This is a genomic window from Alteriqipengyuania abyssalis, assembly GCF_019857185.1.
Lineage (GTDB): Bacteria > Pseudomonadota > Alphaproteobacteria > Sphingomonadales > Sphingomonadaceae > Alteriqipengyuania > Alteriqipengyuania abyssalis.
In genome coordinates this window covers 33863-52462 of record NZ_JAHWXP010000003.1, presented here as the reverse complement: position 1 = coordinate 52462, position 18600 = coordinate 33863, and the positions used below count along the sequence as shown (strand labels likewise).

Below are 18600 nucleotides of genomic sequence, written 5' to 3'. Positions count from 1 at the left end.
CCGGGCTTGAAGAAGGGATGGCTGGCCGTTGGCCTCAGCGCTGCGCTGGGGCTGGGCGCGATGGCTGCCGCCGGCCTGGGTTTCCACGGCTTTCCGGGTGAAGGCCCGGGAGAGCGGGACGGGCGGATCGGCCTGATGAGTTCGCTGCCGCTCTACCGCGCTCCGGAATCGAGCGTGGCCGAAGCGCTCGCCGCGCAGTCGGTGCGGCACCACTGGGTGCGCGCCGTGCTGGAGAAGCGCGGCACGCTCGAGCCGCTCGACGTGCTCGATCCCGACAGCCTGGGGCAGGTCGACCGCCTGCTGCTGGTCCAGCCGCGCGCACTGACCCCGGCGGAGAATGTCGCGCTCGACACCTGGGTGCGTGCGGGCGGAAACGTGCTGCTGGTCGCGGACCCGCTGCTGGTCGGCGAACCGCGCTTTGCGCTGGGCGACCCGCGAAATCCCCAGGCGATCTCGCTCAGCGGCCCGATCCTCGCGCGCTGGGGCCTTGCGCTCGAACCGGGGAAGGATGGGGACGGCGGGGTCCGTTTCGTTTCCATGGGGGATCACGAATTGCCGGTGGCGCTCGGCGGGCGCTTCTCGCTGCGCCCTGCTGCGGGCGGAGGGCAGGGCGAATGCCGCCTGCGTAACGATGCGTTGATCGCGGTGTGCAGCATCGGGGCGGGGCGCGTGGTAGCATTGGCCGACGCGACCCTGTTCGAAAGCGATCCTGCACCTGCCGGGGCCGAGGATATGCTTGCGGCACTTTTGGGGATGGTGCGGGACGACGTCCGCTAGCCTTCTCGAAAATCCATGAATCTGAAAGGCTTGAGCGTCCCGGGTAATCCCCGGGGTTCCGGTCTTTACCCGATCCCAACCTCAGGAATTAACCTTGTACCGCGCCGGAAAATGGCGCAATTTCGTGGTCAGACATTCGAATTCGTAAGGTTTTCAACAACGATTCCTAAATTTCCCCTTTAATCCCCACTCATCCCGCGATAATACAAATCTCGCATCGGACAGGATTCGACCCGCGCGTGGGATTCCACGCGAACCGGGGTGCTTGGCGCACCGCAGGGCGGGGAGGTTTTGTCCTTGGAAAGGCGCTCACAGGGGAAGAGCGAAACCGTGTCGGAGGCGTTTCAGGGATATAGCGGTCAGGCCTTTTCGCTTCGCAGCGAAAAGGGCCGGTTCACGCTGCCTCCCGCCTTCCGCAACGCGGTGAAGGCCTCCACCGAAGATCGCCGGCTGTGCCTCACCAAGCACGAGAAGTGGGATTGCCTGGTCGGCTTCGGCACCAAGCGGGTCGAGGATTTCGAGGCGATCCTCGATCGTGAAGAGGAATCGGCCTACAAGTTCGGGCGCGATTTCGACCGCGACACTCGCGCGATCCAGCTCAACAGCTTCGAGACCATGCCGTTCGACGACAGCGGGCGTTTCATCATGCCCGAATTCCTGCGCGACATCGGCGAGATCGAGGATGCGCTGTTCTTCCAGGGTGGTGGGCGCTTCTTCACCGTCTGGAACCCGGCCAAGCTCTACGAAATGGGCCCCGAAATGGCGATGCCCAAGGCCGCCTGCCGCGCGCTGGAAAAGGACGCGCGCGAGAAGGGCAAGAAGAAGTGAGCGGCCCGTCCCCCCACATCCCCGTCCTGCTCGACGAAGTGGTTGCCGCGCTGCGGCCCGCGCAGGGCGAGCTGATCGTCGACGGCACGTTCGGCGCTGGCGGCTATACCCGCGCCCTGCTCGACGCAGGGGCGACGGTGCACGCCTTCGACCGCGATCCGACCGCGCTGGAGAATGCGCAGGGGTGGCCCGAACTGGCCGAGACCCCGCCGCGCCTCGTCCTGCATCGCCGTGCTTTTGCCGATATGGCGACCGCGCTGGCGGAGCAGGGCATCGCCAGGGTCGATGGCATCGTGCTCGACATCGGGGTCTCCTCGATGCAGCTCGACCAGGCGGAGCGCGGCTTTTCCTTCGCTGGCGACGGCCCGCTCGACATGCGGATGGACCCCGACCTGCCGAGCGCGGCGGACTTCCTCAACAGCGCCGACGAAGCCGAGATCGCCGACGTGATCTACCAGTATGGCGAAGAGCGCCAGTCGCGCAGGATCGCCCGCGCGATCGTCGCCGCGCGCCCGCTGGAGACGACCGGACAGCTTGCCCGGCTGGTCCGCAAGGCGACCGGGCACAAGCCGCACGACAAGAAAGACCCCGCCACGCGCACCTTCCAGGCGATCCGCATCCACGTGAACGGAGAGCTGGCGCAGCTGCGCGGTGCGCTGGCCGCAGCCGAGCGCCTGCTGGCGCCGGGCGGGCGGCTGGTGGTGGTCTCGTTCCACTCGCTCGAAGACAGGATCGTGAAGCGTTTCATGCGGGACGCTTCCGGTCAGGCCGGTGGCGGTTCCCGCCATCTTCCCCTCGCGGAGACGCCGCCGGCCACGTTCGACAAACCGCTCCGTGCCGTGCGCGCGGGCGAGGCGGAGCTGGCACGCAACCCCCGCGCGCGCTCCGCAATCCTGCGTGCGGCCACCCGCACCGATGCCGACCCGAGAGAGGAACTGATCGATGGTTAGAGGTAGCCGTCTGCGGCAGATCGGCTGGGCGATCTGTATCGGCATCGTCTTTGGCGGGTTCATGCTGCTGACCTTCCGGGTCAACGCGGTGAAGAGCGAGGTCGTGCGTGCGGAGCGTCAGATCGTGGCGCTGGAGCAGGAAAAGCTCGCGCTGGAAACCGAGTTCGAAACCCGCGCCAACCAGCAGCAGCTGGCCGACTGGAACGCGATCGAGTTCGGCTATGCCCCGCCGCGCGCGGACCAGTTCCTCGAAACCGAACGCCAGCTGGCGAGTTTCAGCGCCCCGCGCGCGCCCGGCTCCCCCGCTCCGATCCGCTTTGCCCGCGAGATGGAGGCGAGCGATTACCCCGAGCTGGTTTCCCCGCTGGCCGATCACGACGGCGACGGCTCGCAGGACGAAACTTCGAGCAAGGAGGCCGAACTCGCCGCTGCCGCTGCGGGTGATGCCCACCTTGCCCTGGCGAGCCTCGACCGGTGAACGCCTACGCGATCGACTCCATGGTCGCAGCAGGCCCCCTGCGGGTCGCCAACAAGCGGCTTGAAGCTCTGCTGGTCGCGCGCATGCGTGCGCTTTTGCTGATGCCCGCTTTCGGGCTGGTCGCGGTGGTCGCGCTGATGCGGATCGCGTCGTTCGGCGTGCTCGGCGCGCCCGATACGCCGATGTCGATGGAGCAGCGCCTGCTGCCTCCGCGTGGCGAAATTACCGATCGCAACGGCCTGCCGCTGGCGCGCAACTACGATGCCTTCGCGCTGTGGTACAACCCCACGGCGATGAAGGACGGCGGCAGCCCGCTGGTCCACCGCCCGGAGGAAGTTGCAGCAAAGCTGGCCGCGATCTTCCCCGAGCTGGATCAGGCCGATGTCGCCGCCCGCCTTGCCAGCGGGCGCGCGCAATATCTGCGCCGCCGCCTGCTGCCCGAAGAGGCCAACCGAGTGTTCGATATCGGCGAGCCTGCGCTGGAACTGCCGGCGGAAAAGGACCGCTTCTACCCGCAAGGGTCGATGGCGGCGCACGTGCTCGGCTACGTCAAGGATGGCGTGGGCCACCTGGGCATGGAGTCCGTTCTCAACGACCGGCTGACCGACAGCTCGCTGCGCGGCGAGCCGACCGCGATTGCGCTCGACCTGCGGGTGCAGGGCGCGCTGGAGGACGAACTCAACAAGGGCATGCTGTCGGTCAATGCGCGCGGCGCGGCGGGCGTGGTGCTGGATGTCGATACCGGCGAAGTGATCGCGATGGCATCGCTGCCCGCATTTGACCCGAACGATATCAAGACCTCCGACCTGATGATCAGCGATGCCGAGGCGAAGCTCGGCCGGACCCCGCGGGTGTTCAACAGCGTGACCAACCAGGTTTATGAACTTGGCTCCACCTTCAAGCCGCTGACCGTCGCTGCTGCGATCGATGCCGGGATCGTGCGCGACCTGAGCCTGCGGTACGACGCAAAGCCGGTGAAAGTCGCCGGGCGCACGCTTGCGGACAGTCACAACCTCGGGGACACGCTCAATGTGCCCGAAGCGCTGATTCACTCCTCCAACACCGTGACCGCGCGGGTCGCCGACAAGCTTGGCCCCGAACGCCTGCGCGACACGATGCGCGCGCTGGGCCTGGCAGAGCGTCCCTATATCGAACTGCCCGCACGCGGCGCGCCGATCTGGCCGGGCGAGAAATGGTCGCGCGTGACCACCATGACCGTCAGCTATGGCCACGGCATCGCGGTGACGCCGCTGCACCTTGCCTCTGCCTATGCCGCGCTGGTCAATGGCGGGGTCTGGCGTCCGGCCACGCTGTACAAGGTCGAGCCGGGCAAGGAACCTGCCGGTCGGCGCGTTTTCAAGGAAGATACCAGCGCCCGCATGCGCCAGCTGCTGCGGATGATCGCGGTCTACGGCACCGGGCAGAGCGCCGATGCGCCCGGCTACCGCGTCGGCGGGAAGACCGGTTCGGCGGAAAAGCCCTCCGCCGGCGGCTATCGCAAGAAGCTGCTCGTCTCGACCTTCGCCGCCGCCTTCCCGATGGACAACCCGCGTTATGTCGTGGTCGCCATGCTGGACGAGCCCAAGGGCACCACCGCCAGTTCCTTCCAGCGCACCGCCGCGTGGAACGCCGCCCCGATCGTCGGCAAGCTGATCCCGCGCATCGGCCCGCTGCTCGACGTGCGGCCCGACCTCAGCCGTGATATCGACATTTCCGACCTGCGCCCCCTGATCCGGAGCGACATCAAGTGAAGCTGAACCGTCTTCTCGAACAGGCCGGACGCGAGGAACGCGGGGCCGAAGATGCGATCGTGACCGGCTTCGCGATCGATCACCGCAAGGTCGCGCCGGGCACGGTGTTCGGCGCCTTCGCGGGCGCGAAGGTCAATGGCGAGGATTTCATCGACGCCGCCGTGGCAGCGGGCGCGATCGCGGTGGTCGCGCGGCCTGGCGCAAAGGTTGAAGGCGCGCTGCACATCGCAGACGGGAACGTGCGCAAGGCCTTTGCGCAGATTGCCGCGCAGTACTTCACTCCGGTGCCCGAGGCGATCGTCGCGGTCACCGGCACCAACGGCAAGACCTCCACGGTTGAAATGACCCGCCAGCTTTGGCGGATGCTGGGCGAGCGTGCGGCGAGCATCGGCACGCTGGGCGTCACCACCCCGGACGAGAGCGTTTCCACCGGGCTGACCACGCCCGACATCGTGACCTTCCACGCCAACCTGAGCGGTCTGGCGCGCGAAGGCGTCACCCACATTGCCTACGAAGCATCGAGCCACGGGCTCGACCAGTACCGCAACTACGGCGCGCGCGTGGTCGCAGGCGCGTTCACCAATTTCAGCCGCGACCACCTCGACTATCACGAGAGCATGGAAGCCTATTTCGAGGCCAAGATGCGGCTGTTCGACGAGGTGATCGCGGATGACGGCACGGCGGTGATCTGGGCCGATGGCAGCGAGTGGGCCGACAAGGCGCGCACCCGGGCCGAGAAGCGCGGCCTGCGGATCTTCACGGTCGGGCCGGAGGGCGAGGATATCCGGTTGATCGCTCAGGAGCCGAGCCAGCTTGGCCAGAGCGTCGAGATTGCGCGCAATGGTGACCGGCGCACGATCCGCCTGCCGCTGATCGGCCAGTATCAGGCCGCCAATGCGCTGACCGCCGCCGCGCTCGCTCTGGCGAGCGGCGCGGACGAAGCGCGTCTGTGGGATGCGGTCGGGCGGTTGCAGCCTGTTCGCGGACGGCTGGAACGCGCGGTCATCACCCAGTCCGGCGCGCCGGTCTATGTCGATTATGCGCACACGCCGGACGCGCTGGAGGCGGCGATCGCCGCGCTGCGCCCGCATGTGAACGGTCGCCTGATCGTGGTGTTCGGTGCGGGCGGGGATCGCGATACGGGCAAGCGCGGGCCGATGGGCGAAGTCGCCTCGCGCCTCGCGGACGTGGTCATCGTGACCGACGACAATCCGCGCGGGGAAGACCCGGCGGATATCCGCCGCGCAGTCATGCAGGGCGCGGGCGAGAATACGCGCGAAGTCGCCGGGCGGCGCGAGGCGATTGCGCAAGCCATCGAAATCATCGGTCGGGACGATATCGTTCTGATCGCGGGCAAGGGCCACGAAGAAGGCCAGATCATCGGGTCGGGAGACACCATGCGGGTATTGCCGTTCAACGACGTACAGGTCGCGCGCGAGGAAGCATCGCGGATCAATGCCGGATCGCAGGAGACGGGACGATGAGCGTCGCAGCACTCGCCCATCCGCGCATGCGGGCGTGGCCCAAAGTCGCCCGCGACAGCCTGCGGCTCGCCCTGTGGAGCGCCGACGAGATCGCCGAGGCGACCGGCGGGGTTGCTTCTGGCGATTTCCAGTGTGCCGGCGTCGAGATGGACAGCCGCGATGTGCGCCCGGGCGATCTGTTCGTCGCGCTGAAGGGCGAGGCGATGGACGGACACCGCTTCATCGACAAGGCGTTTGCCGCCGGCGCCGCCGCCGCGATCGTCGACCGCCCGATCGACTGGCCGCATGTGCTGGTGGAAGACACCACCGCTGCGCTCCACGCGCTGGCCGCTGCGGCGCGCACGCGCGGCGAGGCGACGCGCATTGCGGTGACCGGATCGGTCGGCAAGACCGGGGTCAAGGAAGCGATCTTCTCCGCCCTCGACCGTGCAAGCCGCGGGCAGGCGCACCGCTCCGTGCGCAGCTACAACAACCACGTCGGCGTGCCGCTGAGCGTTGCGCGGATGAGCCCGCGCGCCCGCTACGGCGTGTTCGAGATGGGGATGAACCACGCAGGCGAGATCGCGCCGCTGGCCGACCATGTGCGGCCCGATGTCGCGGTCATCACCACCATCGCGCCCGCGCATATCGAGAACCTCGGCTCGCTCGAGGCGATTGCCGACGAGAAGGCGCAGATCTTCACCGGCCTCAAGCCCGGCGGCGCGGCGATCATCCCCGCCGACAGCGACCAGTTCGAGCGGCTGAAGGCCCATGCCGAAGCGGCGGGGGCGGAAGTCTTCTCCTTCGGGCGTGCCGATCACGCGCGTGTCCGCCTGCTCGACGCGATCCCTGCGGCCAATGGCGGAGCCTCGCTGGTCACCGCGCAGATCGACGACACACGGCTGTGCTATTCGGTCGCCGAGCCGGGCGAACACTGGATCGCCAATTCGCTGGCGGTGATGGCGTGCATCTATGCGGTCGGCGGCGATCTGGGCGCGGCGGGTATCGCGCTGGGTGAGATGGGCGGCCTGAAGGGTCGCGGTGCGCGCCATGCCATCACGGCGGCGGGCGGCCGTGCGCTGCTGATCGACGAAAGCTACAACGCCAACCCCGCCTCCATGCGCGCAACGCTGACCCAGCTGGGCCAGACCCCCGCCAGCCGCCGCGTCGCAGTTCTGGGCGCGATGGGCGAGCTGGGCGAATTCAGTACACGCTTCCACGAGGCGCTGCTCGAACCGATCGAGGAAGGCCAGGTCGATTACGCGGTGCTGGTCGGTGATGCGATGGAGCCGCTGGTGCGCAAGATGGGGACGGCGCATGCGAATGGCCTTGGCAACCCGCCGGCCTTCGCCCATTGCGCAGGGCCTGCCGAAGCGATCGCCGCGCTGGAAGAATTCGGGCTCAACGCCGGAGACGCGATCCTCGTCAAGGGATCCAATGCCGTCGGTCTGGGCCGTCTGGTCGATCACTTCGTCAGCCGAAGCTAAGCAAGGGACCGGGGACGGCCGACAATGTTCTATTTGATCGCGGAATGGTTCGGATTCGAAGGGTTGTTCAACCTCTTCCGCTACCAGACGTTTCGTGCCGGTGCGGCGATCCTCACCGCTCTGTTTATCGGCCTGCTGATCGGCCCCAGGCTGATCGCGGTGCTGCGCGTGCGCCAGGGCAAGGGCCAGCCGATCCGCGAGGATGGGCCCAAGACCCACCTCGCCAAGGTCGGCACGCCGACGATGGGCGGGCTGATGATCCTGATCGCGCTGGTGCTCAGCCTGCTGCTGTGGATGGACCTGTCGAGCCCCTTCGTCTGGGCCTGTCTCGCGGTGACCATCGGGTTCGGCGCGATCGGCTTCATGGATGATTACGACAAGGTCACCAAGAACAGCCACAAGGGCGTCTCGGGCAAGGTCCGCCTGCTGATGGAGTTCATCGTCGCAGGCATCGCGGCCTATATCATCGTCAGCCAGATCAACACCTGGCTCTACGTGCCTTTCGTGTCCGACCAAGCGATCCCGCTGGGGCCGTTCTACTACATCTTCGCCGCGATCGTGATCGTGGGCGCGGGCAATGCGGTGAACCTGACCGACGGGCTCGATGGCCTCGCGATCATGCCGGTGATCATCGCTGCGGGCACCTTCGCGCTGATCGCCTACCTCGCCGGGCGCGCGGACTTTTCCAGCTATCTGGGCATTCCCTACGTCGAGGGCGCGGGTGAGCTGGCGATCTTCTGTGCCTGCATCATGGGCGCAGGGCTCGCCTTCCTGTGGTTCAACGCGCCGCCGGCCAATGTCTTCATGGGCGACACCGGATCGCTGGCGCTGGGTGGAGCGCTGGGCGCGATCGCGGTCGCCAGCCACCACGAAATCGTGCTCGCCATCGTCGGCGGGCTGTTCGTGTTCGAGGCGCTCAGCGTCATCATCCAGGTCTTCTGGTTCAAGCGCACGGGCAAGCGCATCTTCCGCATGGCGCCGGTCCACCACCACTTCGAACAGCTCGGGTGGAGCGAGACGAAGGTCGTGATCCGCTTCTGGATCATCGCCATCGTGCTCGCACTGATCGGGCTCAGCACGCTGAAGCTGCGGTGATCCTCTCGCCCGCCTGGAAGGGCCGCAAATACGCGGTTCTCGGCCTGGCACGCACGGGCCGGGCGACGGTCGAGGCGCTGCTGGCGGCGGGCGCCGAGGTGACCGCGTGGGACAGCCGCGAGGACGCGCGCGAGGCCTTTGCCGGCCGGGTGACGCTGGCCGACCCGGTCGAGACCGACCTGACCGGGTTCGAGGCGGTGCTGGTGACGCCCGGCGTTCCGCTCAACACCCATCCGATCAAGCCGCATGCGGACAAGTTCGGCGTGCCAGTGATCGGGGATATCGAGCTGTTCGCGCAGGCCCGCGAGCACCTGCCGCCGCACAAGGTCGTCGGCATTACCGGCACCAACGGCAAGAGCACCACCACTGCGCTGACGCACCACATCCTGAAGACCGCGGGCGTGCCGACCACGATGGGCGGCAATATCGGCCTGCCGATCCTCGGCCAGGAGCCTTTGCCCGAGGGCGGCGTCTATGTGCTGGAGCTGTCGAGCTACCAGATCGATCTGACCTACAGCCTCGATTGCGATGTCGCGGTGCTGCTGAACGTGACGCCCGATCACCTTGATCGATACGAGAGCTTTGAGGCTTATGCTGCGGCAAAGGCGCGGCTGTTCGAGATGAACACCATCCGCGAAGATTGGGGTCGAGTGATTGTTGTCGACGATCCAATGGCGGCTACGATCGCATCACGAACGGATTGCGTCTTCGACGTAGGCTCGAAGTGGCTCGCCAACCAAGACCCGAGCCACCTGAGCCTGCAGCTGCATTGGCCAACGCTACAGGGTCCTCACAATGCTCAGAATGCGGCTGCCGCGATCCAGACTTGCCGCAGTCTCGGATTGGACTGGACTGACATCAATCGCGGCCTCCGCACCTTTCCCGGCCTGCCGCACCGTATGGAGCGCGTCGGTGAGCGTGCGGGCGTGCTCTACGTCAACGACAGCAAGGCGACCAACACCGCCGCCGCCGCACCCGCGCTCGCCGCATTCGAAAAAATCCACTGGATTGTCGGCGGGCAGGCCAAGGAGCCGGGGCTGGGCGAAACCGAACAGCACATCGGCCATGTTACCGCCGCCTACACCATCGGCGAGGCGGGCGACGCCTTTGCCGACGCTCTCGCGCCGCATTGCCCGGTCAGCCGCTGCGGCACGCTCGACATCGCGGTTCACACCGCCGCGCTTGCCGCGAAGCCCGGCGAGACCGTGCTGCTGAGTCCCGCCTGCGCCAGCTTCGACCAGTTCCGCGATTTCGAGGATCGCGGCGACCGCTTCCGCGCGCTCGTCCACGCGCTTGCCGATAGCGAGGCCACGCCATGAACATTGCGCCTGCAACCGCAATTGCCAGCGATCTGCCCGTGCGCAGCGGTCCGCGCCTGACCCAGCGCGCGCGGCTGAAGATCTGGTGGCGCGAGCTGGATCATGTCCTGCTCGGCCTGATCGTGTTGCTCATGGCGGTCGGCTGTGCAGCGATCGCCGCCGCCTCGCCCGCGGGCGCGGATCGCCTGTCGAGCGACACCGTCACGCTCGATCCGCTGCACTTCCTGTGGCTGCACCTGCGCTGGCTCGCGGTGGGGATTGCCGCGATGCTCGGCCTGTCGATGCTCAGCCGCGAAAGCGCCCGCCGCTTCGCCATCCTGCTGTCGCTGGGGATGGTCGCCGCACTGATACTGGTGCCGCTGATCGGGACCGAGGTGAACGGCGCGCGGCGCTGGCTGAACCTTGGCTTTTCCTTCCAGCCGTCCGAATTCCTCAAGCCCGGCTTCGCGATCACGCTGGCGTGGATCATGAGCTGGAAGCTCAAAGACCCCAACATGCCGGTGTTCGGTCTGGTGACCGGCGCGCTGGCGCTGGTGGTCGGCCTGCTGATGGCGCAGCCCAACCTGGGCGATGCGATCCTGTTTACCGGCGTGTGGTTCGTGCTGGTGCTGCTGGGCGGCGTGTCCGCGCGCCAGATTGCCGGGCTGATCGCCGCCGGGATCGGCCTGCTGGCGACCGCCTACATGTTCTACGGCAATGCGCGGAACCGGATCGATTCCTTCTTCTCCGGCGGGACCGATTACGATCAGGTCGACCTTGCCCAGCGTACCCTGCTGGCAGGTGGCTGGGACGGGGTGGGCTTCTGGGTCGGGCGCGCCAAGTTCCGCCTACCCGAGGCGCAGACCGACTACATCTTCTCGGTCGTGGGCGAAGAGTTCGGCCTGATCGCCTGTGCAGGCATCGTGCTGCTGTTCTGCGCCATCGTGCTGCGGGTGCTGATGCGCGCCGCGAGCGAGGAGAACTTCTTCGCGCTGCTCGCCGCATCGGGTCTGATCGCGCAGCTGGGCGGGCAGGCGTTCATCAACATCCTCGTCAACCTCTCGCTGTTCCCGTCCAAGGGAATGACGCTGCCGCTGGTCAGCTATGGCGGGTCGTCGACGATCGCGATATGCTGCGGCTTCGGCCTGCTGCTCGCGCTGACACGGCGCAACCCCTTCCTCACACGAGAAACCGCAGGCCTTCGCAACATGCTCTTCGACAAGGAAAAAGACAGATGAGCGGGGCCAATCGACATTACGTGCTCGCCGCAGGCGGCACCGGCGGGCACATGCTGCCCGCCTTCGCGCTGGCACAGGAACTGCACCAGCGCGGCCATCACGTGGCGCTGATCACGGACGAGCGCGGGGCGAATATCCCCGGCAAGCCCGATTTCATGCCCGCGCACATCATGCCGGTCGGCCGGTTCGGCAAGAACCCGATCCGCTGGATCAAGGGTGTGAGCAAGGTGATGGAAGGCCGCAGCATGGCCCGGCAGCTGTTCGACAGTTTCGAACCGAGCGCGGTGGTCGGCTTCGGCGGCTATCCCTCGCTGCCCGCGCTGCTCGCGGCGCGCAGTGCGAAGATCCCCAGCGTGATCCACGAACAGAACGCGGTGCTGGGCCGGGTCAATCGCCTGCTCGCCCCGCGGGTGAACGCGATCGCGACCTCTTACCCGCAGGTGCAGCGGATGAAGTCCAGCTGGTCGCGCAAGGTCCATCTGGTCGGCAACCCGGTGCGGCCCGAAGTGCTCGCGCTGCGTGACGAGCCGTTCCCGACCTTCAGCGAAGACAGCCTGCTCAAAGTGCTGGTGACCGGCGGCAGCCAGGGTGCCAGCGTGCTGGCGCAGGTGGTGCCCGACGGCCTCGCAATGCTGCCGCCTGCGCTGCGCCAGCGCTTGCAGGTGACCCAGCAGTGCCGCCCGGAAGATGTCGGCGCGGTGCGCGAACGCTATCGCAATCATGACATCCCTGCCGAACTCGCGACCTATTTCGAGAACATGGCCGACCGGCTCGCCGATGCGCACCTGTTCATCGGGCGCGCGGGCGCGTCGACCATTGCCGAACTGACCGCAGTGGGCCGCCCTGCAATCCTCGTGCCCCTGCCGATCGCGACCGACGATCATCAGGCGGCCAACACGCGCGAGATCGTGGAAGCGGGCGGCGCGCGGATGATCCGCCAGAGCGCGTTCACGCCCAAGGAGCTGGCACGCCAGATCCAGGTGCTCAGCCAGCGCGCCGGCACGCTCTCCAACGCGGCGCACAAGGCGTGGAATTGCGGACGGCCCGATGCTGTCAGGGAGCTGGCCGATCTGGTCGAAAGCTTCGGCGGTGCCGAATTGATGGATGTGATCCGGGTGGGTCAGAACAATGCACGCGGCGCGTCGCAGGGCCTGCCCGTGGGGCAGGGCGCAGCGCGCGATGCCGCAGAGGAGCCGGCTTCGTGAAGGGTGTCGCAACCGATATCGGGATGATCCACTTCGTCGGTATCGGCGGGATCGGCATGTCCGGCATAGCCGAGGTGATGCACAATCTGGGCTATCAGGTGCAGGGCTCCGACATTGCCGAGGGGCCAACGGTCGAACGGCTGAGGAAGCGCGGGATCGAGGTCGCGATCGGCCACGCGCGCGAGAATGTCGATGGCGTGGCGGTGGTGGTCACCTCCACCGCAGTCAAGCGGACCAATCCGGAAGTCGAGGCGGCGCTGGAAAACCGCATCCCCGTGGTCCGCCGTGCGGAAATGCTCGCCGAGCTGATGCGGCTGAAGTCGACCATCGCGATTGCAGGCACGCACGGTAAGACGACCACCACCAGCATGATCGCGGGGCTGCTCGACTGCGGCGAGATCGACCCGACGGTGATCAATGGTGGGGTGATCGAACAGTTCGGCTCGAACGCACGACTGGGCGATTCCGACTGGATGGTGGTGGAGGCGGACGAGAGCGACGGCAGCTTCCTGCGGCTCGACGGGACCATCGCGGTGGTCACCAATATCGACCCCGAACATCTCGACCACTACGGCGATTTCGACGGTGTGAAGCGCGCCTTCGTGGAGTTCATCCACAACGTGCCGTTCTACGGCGCGGCGATCCTGTGTGTCGACCACCCCGAAGTGCAGGCAGTGATCGCCAAGGTGCGCGATCGCCGGGTGATCACCTACGGCTTCTCGCTCCAGGCGGATATCTGCGCGGTCAATGTGAAGCCCGAGGCGGGCGGTAACCGGTTCGACGTGATGGTCCGCCAGCGCGGGCAGGAAGATCGCCGGATCGAGAACGTGTTCCTGCCGATGCCGGGCCGCCACAACGTTCAGAACGCGCTCGCCGCGATTGCGGTCAGCCTCGAAATGAACTGCTCGGACGAGGTGATCCGCGAAGGTTTCGCCCGCTTCGGCGGCGTGCGGCGGCGCTTCACCCGCGTCGGCACGGTTTCGGTCGAAGGCGGCAGCGCGACCGTGATCGACGATTACGCCCACCACCCGGTGGAAATCCGCGCGGTCCTGTCCGCTGCGCGCGAAAGCGTGGACGCGATGGAGACCCCGGCACGGGTGATCGCGGTGATGCAGCCGCACCGCTTCTCGCGCCTCGGCGAGCTGATGGGCGACTTCCAGGCCTGCTTCAACGAGGCCGATCAGGTCTATGTCGCGCCGGTCTATGCTGCGGGCGAAGACCCGGTCGACGGGGTCGACGCCGGCGCGCTGGTCGACGGGATCAAGTCGCTCGGCCATCGCCACGCGCAGACCATCGCCGACCGCGACGACCTGGTGCACACGCTCGCCCCGCAGCTCGAAGCCGGCGATCTGGTGCTGTGCCTTGGCGCGGGCGACATCACCAAGTGGGCCGCCAAGCTGCCCGACGAATTGCAGGCCGCGCGCGAGCAGGTGAACGCATGAGCGAGACGCTCAGCCTTCCAGCCGAAAAGCTGCCCGATGTGCGCGGAAAGCTGACGCAGCATGCTCCGCTTGCCAAGCTGGTCTGGTTCAAGGCGGGCGGTGCGGCCGATTGGCTGTTCGAACCGGCCGATGTGGACGACCTGTGTGCGTTTGTGCGCGACCTAGACCCCTCTGTGCCCCTCTTGCCGCTGGGGCTGGGATCGAACCTGATCGTGCGCGACGGCGGGGTGCCAGGGGTGACCATTCGCCTCGGCAAATCCTTTGCAAAGATAGAGACTGCAGGCGATCACACGCTCCATTGCGGCGCGGGCGCGCATGGCGTGCTGATCGCGTCCACCGCGCGTGACAATGGCATTGCCGGGCTCGAATTCCTGCGTGGTATTCCCGGCACGCTGGGCGGCTTCGTCCGCATGAATGGCGGTGCCTACGGGCGCGAAACCGCCGATGTGCTGGTCGATTGCGACGTGGTGCTGCGCGATGGATCGCTCAAGACGCTGCCGGTCGCAGAGCTTGGCTACACCTACCGCCACTCCGAATTGCCCGAGGGCGCGGTGGTGGTCGCAGCGCGGCTGAAGGGCGAGGCGGGCGATCCCGAAGCGATCGGTGCGGAGATGGAGCGGATCGCGCAGGCGCGCGAGGAAAGCCAGCCCGTGCGGACCAAGACCGGCGGCTCCACCTTCAAAAACCCTCCGGGCGAGAAGGCATGGCAGCTAGTCGACGCGGCAGGCTGTCGCGGAATGATGCGCGGCGGCGCGCAAGTCTCCGAGAAACACACCAACTTCCTCATCAACACCGGCACCGCGACCAGCGCGGACATCGAGCAGCTGGGCGAAGATGTCCGCGCGAAGGTGCGCGCAAACTCGGGTGTCGAGCTCGAATGGGAAATCCAGCGGGTAGGGCGGCCGTGAACCAGCAAGTCCTCGATCCGGGTGAACAGAAGTGCATTGATGATATTGCCGAACACGGCTGCCATATCCTCAAGGTCTTCGACGCTGACGGGGATCAGCCGAACTTCGCTTATTCAGTCGGTTTTCCCGTTGGTGTGGGGCAACCTGAGGTACTGGTGTACGGGCTCAAGCTGGACCTGATGCAATCGATGATAGACGAACTGTATCGCCAGTGCGCAGCAGGCCTCCAGATGGCAGATAGCCTGAAAGTCGAGAATCTTATCGACGGGCAAGAGTGCATTCTCAAATTCTGCAACGACCGCGCGGCGATCGAAGAGTACCTTGGCTGGGCTCTTTGGTATCATCGTTCGCAGCGCGGAAAAGATGTCGATCAGTTTTATCAGATCGTGTGGCCGGGCGCCGTGAATGGCTTGTACCCTTGGGACAGGGGCGTTTCACAAGAAGTGATCGATGCGCAGCCCGCTCTTTATGAAGGTTGGACAGTCCAATGATCCTCTCCAACAAGCTCCACGTCGCGGTCCTGATGGGCGGCTGGGCCAATGAGCGGCCCGTCTCGCTGATGAGCGGGGAGGGCGTGGCCAAGGCGCTCGAAGCGCGCGGACACACCGTCACGCGGATCGATATGGACCGGCAGGTCGCCGCGCGGATTGCCGAGGCGAAGCCGGATATCGTGTTCAACGCGCTCCACGGCGTGCCCGGCGAGGATGGCACGGTGCAGGGCATGCTCGACCTGATGGGCGTGCCCTATACCCACAGCGGCCTCGCCACCTCGGTGATCGCGATCGACAAGCAGCTGACCAAGCAGGCGCTGGTTCCGCGCGGCATTCCCATGCCCGGCGGGCGGATCGTCAGGACCGACGACTTGTACGAAGGCGACCCGCTGCCGCGGCCCTATGTGCTCAAGCCGGTCAACGAAGGCTCTTCAGTCGGGGTGGCGATCGTCACCGACGAGAGCAATTACGGCAACCCGATCGCGCGCGATGCGAAGGGCCCGTGGCAGGAATTCCCCGAACTGCTCGCCGAACCCTATATTCGCGGGCGCGAGCTGACCACGGCGGTGGTCGGCGGCAAGGCGCTGGGCGTTACCGAGCTGATCGTCGAGAGCGGCTTCTACGATTTCGAGAACAAGTACACCGACGGGCGCACGCGCCACGTCTGCCCCGCCGAAATCCCCGAGGATATTGCCGAGGCGTGCCTGCGCTACGCGATCGAGGCGCACCGCATCCTGGGCTGCAAGGGCACCAGCCGCACCGATTTCCGCTGGGACGACCAGCAGGGGCTGGACGGGCTGTTCGTGCTGGAAACCAATACCCAGCCGGGCATGACCCCGCTCAGCCTGGTGCCCGAGCAGGCGAAATACTGCGGAATGAGCTACGAGGATCTGGTCGAGACGATTATCGCCGATGCGCTCGCAGACAGGGGAGGACATGATGGCGCGCAAGGTCAAGCGTAAGGCAACCGGCGTTCGCCGCGCGGCCACTTCGCGTTCGCGTGCGTCGAAGGCCCGGGCGGCAACGCGGCAGAGCAAGGGCGCGGTCAACACCGCGCTCAACGCGCTGCCGATCAGCCAGCGGCAATTGCAGGGCGGCTTCCTCGCGCTGATCCTCGCGGGCGCGGCGGCGCTGGCGTGGATGGTCGCGAGCGCGGCGGGCGTGCCCGCATTGCTGCACCAGCAGCTCGCCACCAGCGCGGGCGCGGCGGGTTTCCAGATGCGCAATATCGACCTTACCGGGGTCGAGCGGATGAACCGCCTCAAGGTTTACGAAGAGGTGATGGAGCATCGCGGTACGCCGATGCCGCTGCTCAACCTGGCGGCGATCCGCGATGACTTGCGGCGCATGCCGTGGGTTGCCGAGGCGCGCGTCTCGCGCCAGCTGCCGGACAAGCTGGTGATCGACATTCAGGAGCGCACGCCCCACGCGGTGCTGGTCAAGCCCGACCGGCTGGTGCTGATCGACCGCAACGGGATCGAGCTCGATCCGATTTCGGAGAAGGACGCGCAAGGGATGCTGCGCATTTCCGGCGCGGGTGCTGCACAGCAGATTGAGTCGCTCGATCACGTGCTCGCCGCCGCGCCTGCGCTCCAGCCGCAGATCGCCAGCGCGCACCGCATTGGTGAGCGGCGCTGGAACATCGTGTTCAAGACCGGCCAGATCCTCGCCCTGCCGCAGGGTGAGGACGAGGCGGCGGAGGCCTTCATCGATTTCGCCCGGATGGACGGACTCTATCGCCTGCTCGGGGGCAAGGCGACCGTGATCGATCTGCGCGTGCCCGATCGCTACGTCTTGCGGGAGCCCGGACGTGCGGACCGGTTCGCCAACAAGGGGAGTGCGGAATAATGGCTGCAGCACGTATTGCGCGCGTCTTCGGCGCGGTGAACCTTGGGTCGTTCCGCGTCTCCGCAATGATCATGGGCCTGACCGAGGGCGGCGAGATGATCGTGCTCGGCTCCTCCCACCGGGCCAGCGCGGGCGTGCGGCGCGGCTACGTCACCGATAGCCAGGCCGCGACCCACGCGATCCGCGAGGCGGTCGAACGAGCCGAGAAAGATGCCGGCACCGCGATCGAGAGCGTGTGGGTCGGCTGCGCGGGCGCAGGGCTGGGCAGTCGCGTTTCGCGGGTCGAGATCCCGATCAACGGCCGCCGGATCGAGGAAGAGGACGTCGATCACCTGCTGGTCACCGCGCGCGACACGCTGGAGCCCGACGGGCGCATGGTGCTGCACGCGCAGCCCGCGCATTACTCTGTCGATGGCCCGCATGGCGTCGCCAACCCGGTTGGCCTCTATGCCGAACAGCTTGGGGTGGACGTGCACATCCTGCTCGCCGACGGGGCCCCGATCCGCAACATCATCACTGCGGTGCAGAGCGCGCATCTGACGGTCGAAGGCGTCGTTGCCGCACCGATCGCTTCGGCGCACGCTGCGCTCACGCCCGAGGAACGCGAGCTGGGCACCGCCTTGATCGAGATCGGCAGCGACGTGACCAATGTCGCGGTGCTGCGCAACGGCATGGTCCAGGCGATGCGGGCGATCCCGCTCGGCTCGGGCGACATTACCGATGCGATTGCGAGCCGGTTCGGCATTCGCCGCCAGCATGCGCAGCGGCTCAAGTGCGTGTCGGGCTCGGCGCTTGCCAGCCCCAGCGATCATCGCGAGCAGGTGCCGGTCGATCCCGACGATCCGCGCGCCGGTTCGATCAACCGCGCCGATCTGGTGGCGGTCGTGACCGAACAGCTCGGCCGGATCACCGACGAGGCGGGCAAGGCGTTGAAGGCGATGGATTTCGCGGGGGCTCGCGGCGGGCCCGCCGTGCTTACCGGGGGCGGGGCGGAACTGCCAGGCAGTGCGGAGTTCGTGCAGAACGCGCTGGGCCGCCCGGTGCGCATCGGCAAGCCGCAGACGCTGCGCGGCCTGCCGCCGGCCCATTCCTCGCCCGGGTTTTCCACGCTAGTGGGGCTGTGCATTTACGCTGCGCGGGACCCGGTGGACATCCGCACCGTTAAGGCCAAGTACCAGTCGCAGACGCGCGCGCGCGGGCTGGGCTTGGTCAACCGGGTCTGGCGCGCCGGGCGCGACTATTTCTGATCGCCCGGCCATAGAGGCCCAAATGCGCGAGTAATGTGGAAAAGACCGTGGATAACCATTAAGGTTCGCGGCGCTTTCTGCCACACGAATATAT

The 18600-nt window shown here is 66.9% G+C and carries 17 protein-coding genes; all 17 read left to right on the top strand.

Annotated elements, in window-relative coordinates; translation table 11 throughout:
* Nucleotides 1-6 precede the first annotated feature (6 nt).
* Nucleotides 7-777 (top strand): motility-associated ABC transporter substrate-binding family protein, encoded by a 771-nt coding sequence (locus KYN89_RS10120; protein ID WP_222824980.1) that lies wholly within the window; start codon nucleotides 7-9, stop codon nucleotides 775-777.
* A gap of 297 nt (nucleotides 778-1074) precedes the next feature.
* Nucleotides 1075-1605 carry a division/cell wall cluster transcriptional repressor MraZ gene (locus tag KYN89_RS10115; protein WP_010238864.1) on the top strand — a complete coding sequence of 177 codons (531 nt, stop codon included), beginning with the start codon at nucleotides 1075-1077 and terminating at the stop codon, nucleotides 1603-1605.
* Nucleotides 1602-2555: a 16S rRNA (cytosine(1402)-N(4))-methyltransferase RsmH gene (rsmH, locus tag KYN89_RS10110; RefSeq protein ID WP_222824979.1), complete on the top strand. Its 954-nt coding sequence runs from the start codon at nucleotides 1602-1604 to the stop codon at nucleotides 2553-2555. The genes KYN89_RS10115 and rsmH overlap by 4 nt, the downstream gene beginning before the upstream one ends.
* Nucleotides 2548-3033: a hypothetical protein gene (locus tag KYN89_RS10105; RefSeq protein ID WP_222824978.1), complete on the top strand. Its 486-nt coding sequence runs from the start codon at nucleotides 2548-2550 to the stop codon at nucleotides 3031-3033. The genes rsmH and KYN89_RS10105 overlap by 8 nt, the downstream gene beginning before the upstream one ends.
* Entirely contained in the window at nucleotides 3030-4784 is a 1755-nt protein-coding gene (locus KYN89_RS10100) for a peptidoglycan D,D-transpeptidase FtsI family protein (RefSeq protein WP_222824977.1), read from the top strand. The genes KYN89_RS10105 and KYN89_RS10100 overlap by 4 nt, the downstream gene beginning before the upstream one ends.
* Nucleotides 4781-6268, top strand: coding sequence for a UDP-N-acetylmuramoyl-L-alanyl-D-glutamate--2,6-diaminopimelate ligase (locus KYN89_RS10095; protein WP_222824976.1), 1488 nt, complete (start codon nucleotides 4781-4783; stop codon nucleotides 6266-6268). The genes KYN89_RS10100 and KYN89_RS10095 overlap by 4 nt, the downstream gene beginning before the upstream one ends.
* Nucleotides 6265-7734 (top strand): UDP-N-acetylmuramoyl-tripeptide--D-alanyl-D-alanine ligase, encoded by a 1470-nt coding sequence (locus tag KYN89_RS10090; protein WP_222824975.1) that lies wholly within the window; start codon nucleotides 6265-6267, stop codon nucleotides 7732-7734. Before KYN89_RS10095 ends, KYN89_RS10090 begins: the two co-directional genes overlap by 4 nt.
* A 24-nt stretch (nucleotides 7735-7758) precedes the next feature.
* On the top strand, nucleotides 7759-8829 hold the full coding sequence (gene mraY / locus KYN89_RS10085; protein ID WP_222824974.1) for a phospho-N-acetylmuramoyl-pentapeptide-transferase: 1071 nt from the start codon (nucleotides 7759-7761) through the stop codon (nucleotides 8827-8829).
* On the top strand, nucleotides 8826-10148 hold the full coding sequence (gene murD, locus KYN89_RS10080) for a UDP-N-acetylmuramoyl-L-alanine--D-glutamate ligase (protein WP_222824973.1): 1323 nt from the start codon (nucleotides 8826-8828) through the stop codon (nucleotides 10146-10148). The genes mraY and murD overlap by 4 nt, the downstream gene beginning before the upstream one ends.
* Entirely contained in the window at nucleotides 10145-11365 is a 1221-nt protein-coding gene (locus tag KYN89_RS10075) for an FtsW/RodA/SpoVE family cell cycle protein (protein WP_222824972.1), read from the top strand. Before murD ends, KYN89_RS10075 begins: the two co-directional genes overlap by 4 nt.
* Nucleotides 11362-12570: an undecaprenyldiphospho-muramoylpentapeptide beta-N-acetylglucosaminyltransferase gene (gene murG, locus KYN89_RS10070; RefSeq protein ID WP_222824971.1), complete on the top strand. Its 1209-nt coding sequence runs from the start codon at nucleotides 11362-11364 to the stop codon at nucleotides 12568-12570. Before KYN89_RS10075 ends, murG begins: the two co-directional genes overlap by 4 nt.
* A complete protein-coding gene (gene murC, locus KYN89_RS10065) occupies nucleotides 12567-14012 on the top strand; it encodes a UDP-N-acetylmuramate--L-alanine ligase (RefSeq protein WP_222824970.1) in 1446 nt (481 codons plus the stop codon). The genes murG and murC overlap by 4 nt, the downstream gene beginning before the upstream one ends.
* Nucleotides 14009-14920: a UDP-N-acetylmuramate dehydrogenase gene (gene murB / locus KYN89_RS10060; RefSeq protein ID WP_222824969.1), complete on the top strand. Its 912-nt coding sequence runs from the start codon at nucleotides 14009-14011 to the stop codon at nucleotides 14918-14920. The genes murC and murB overlap by 4 nt, the downstream gene beginning before the upstream one ends.
* Nucleotides 14917-15411 carry a DUF4262 domain-containing protein gene (locus KYN89_RS10055; protein ID WP_222824968.1) on the top strand — a complete coding sequence of 165 codons (495 nt, stop codon included), beginning with the start codon at nucleotides 14917-14919 and terminating at the stop codon, nucleotides 15409-15411. Before murB ends, KYN89_RS10055 begins: the two co-directional genes overlap by 4 nt.
* On the top strand, nucleotides 15408-16373 hold the full coding sequence (locus KYN89_RS10050; RefSeq protein ID WP_222824967.1) for a D-alanine--D-alanine ligase: 966 nt from the start codon (nucleotides 15408-15410) through the stop codon (nucleotides 16371-16373). The genes KYN89_RS10055 and KYN89_RS10050 overlap by 4 nt, the downstream gene beginning before the upstream one ends.
* Complete coding sequence (locus tag KYN89_RS10045) at nucleotides 16324-17259, top strand: cell division protein FtsQ/DivIB (RefSeq protein WP_230783944.1); 936 nt, start codon at nucleotides 16324-16326, stop codon at nucleotides 17257-17259. The genes KYN89_RS10050 and KYN89_RS10045 overlap by 50 nt, the downstream gene beginning before the upstream one ends.
* Nucleotides 17259-18506, top strand: coding sequence for a cell division protein FtsA (gene ftsA / locus KYN89_RS10040; RefSeq protein WP_010238836.1), 1248 nt, complete (start codon nucleotides 17259-17261; stop codon nucleotides 18504-18506). The genes KYN89_RS10045 and ftsA overlap by 1 nt, the downstream gene beginning before the upstream one ends.
* The last annotated feature ends 94 nt before the right edge of the window (nucleotides 18507-18600 follow it).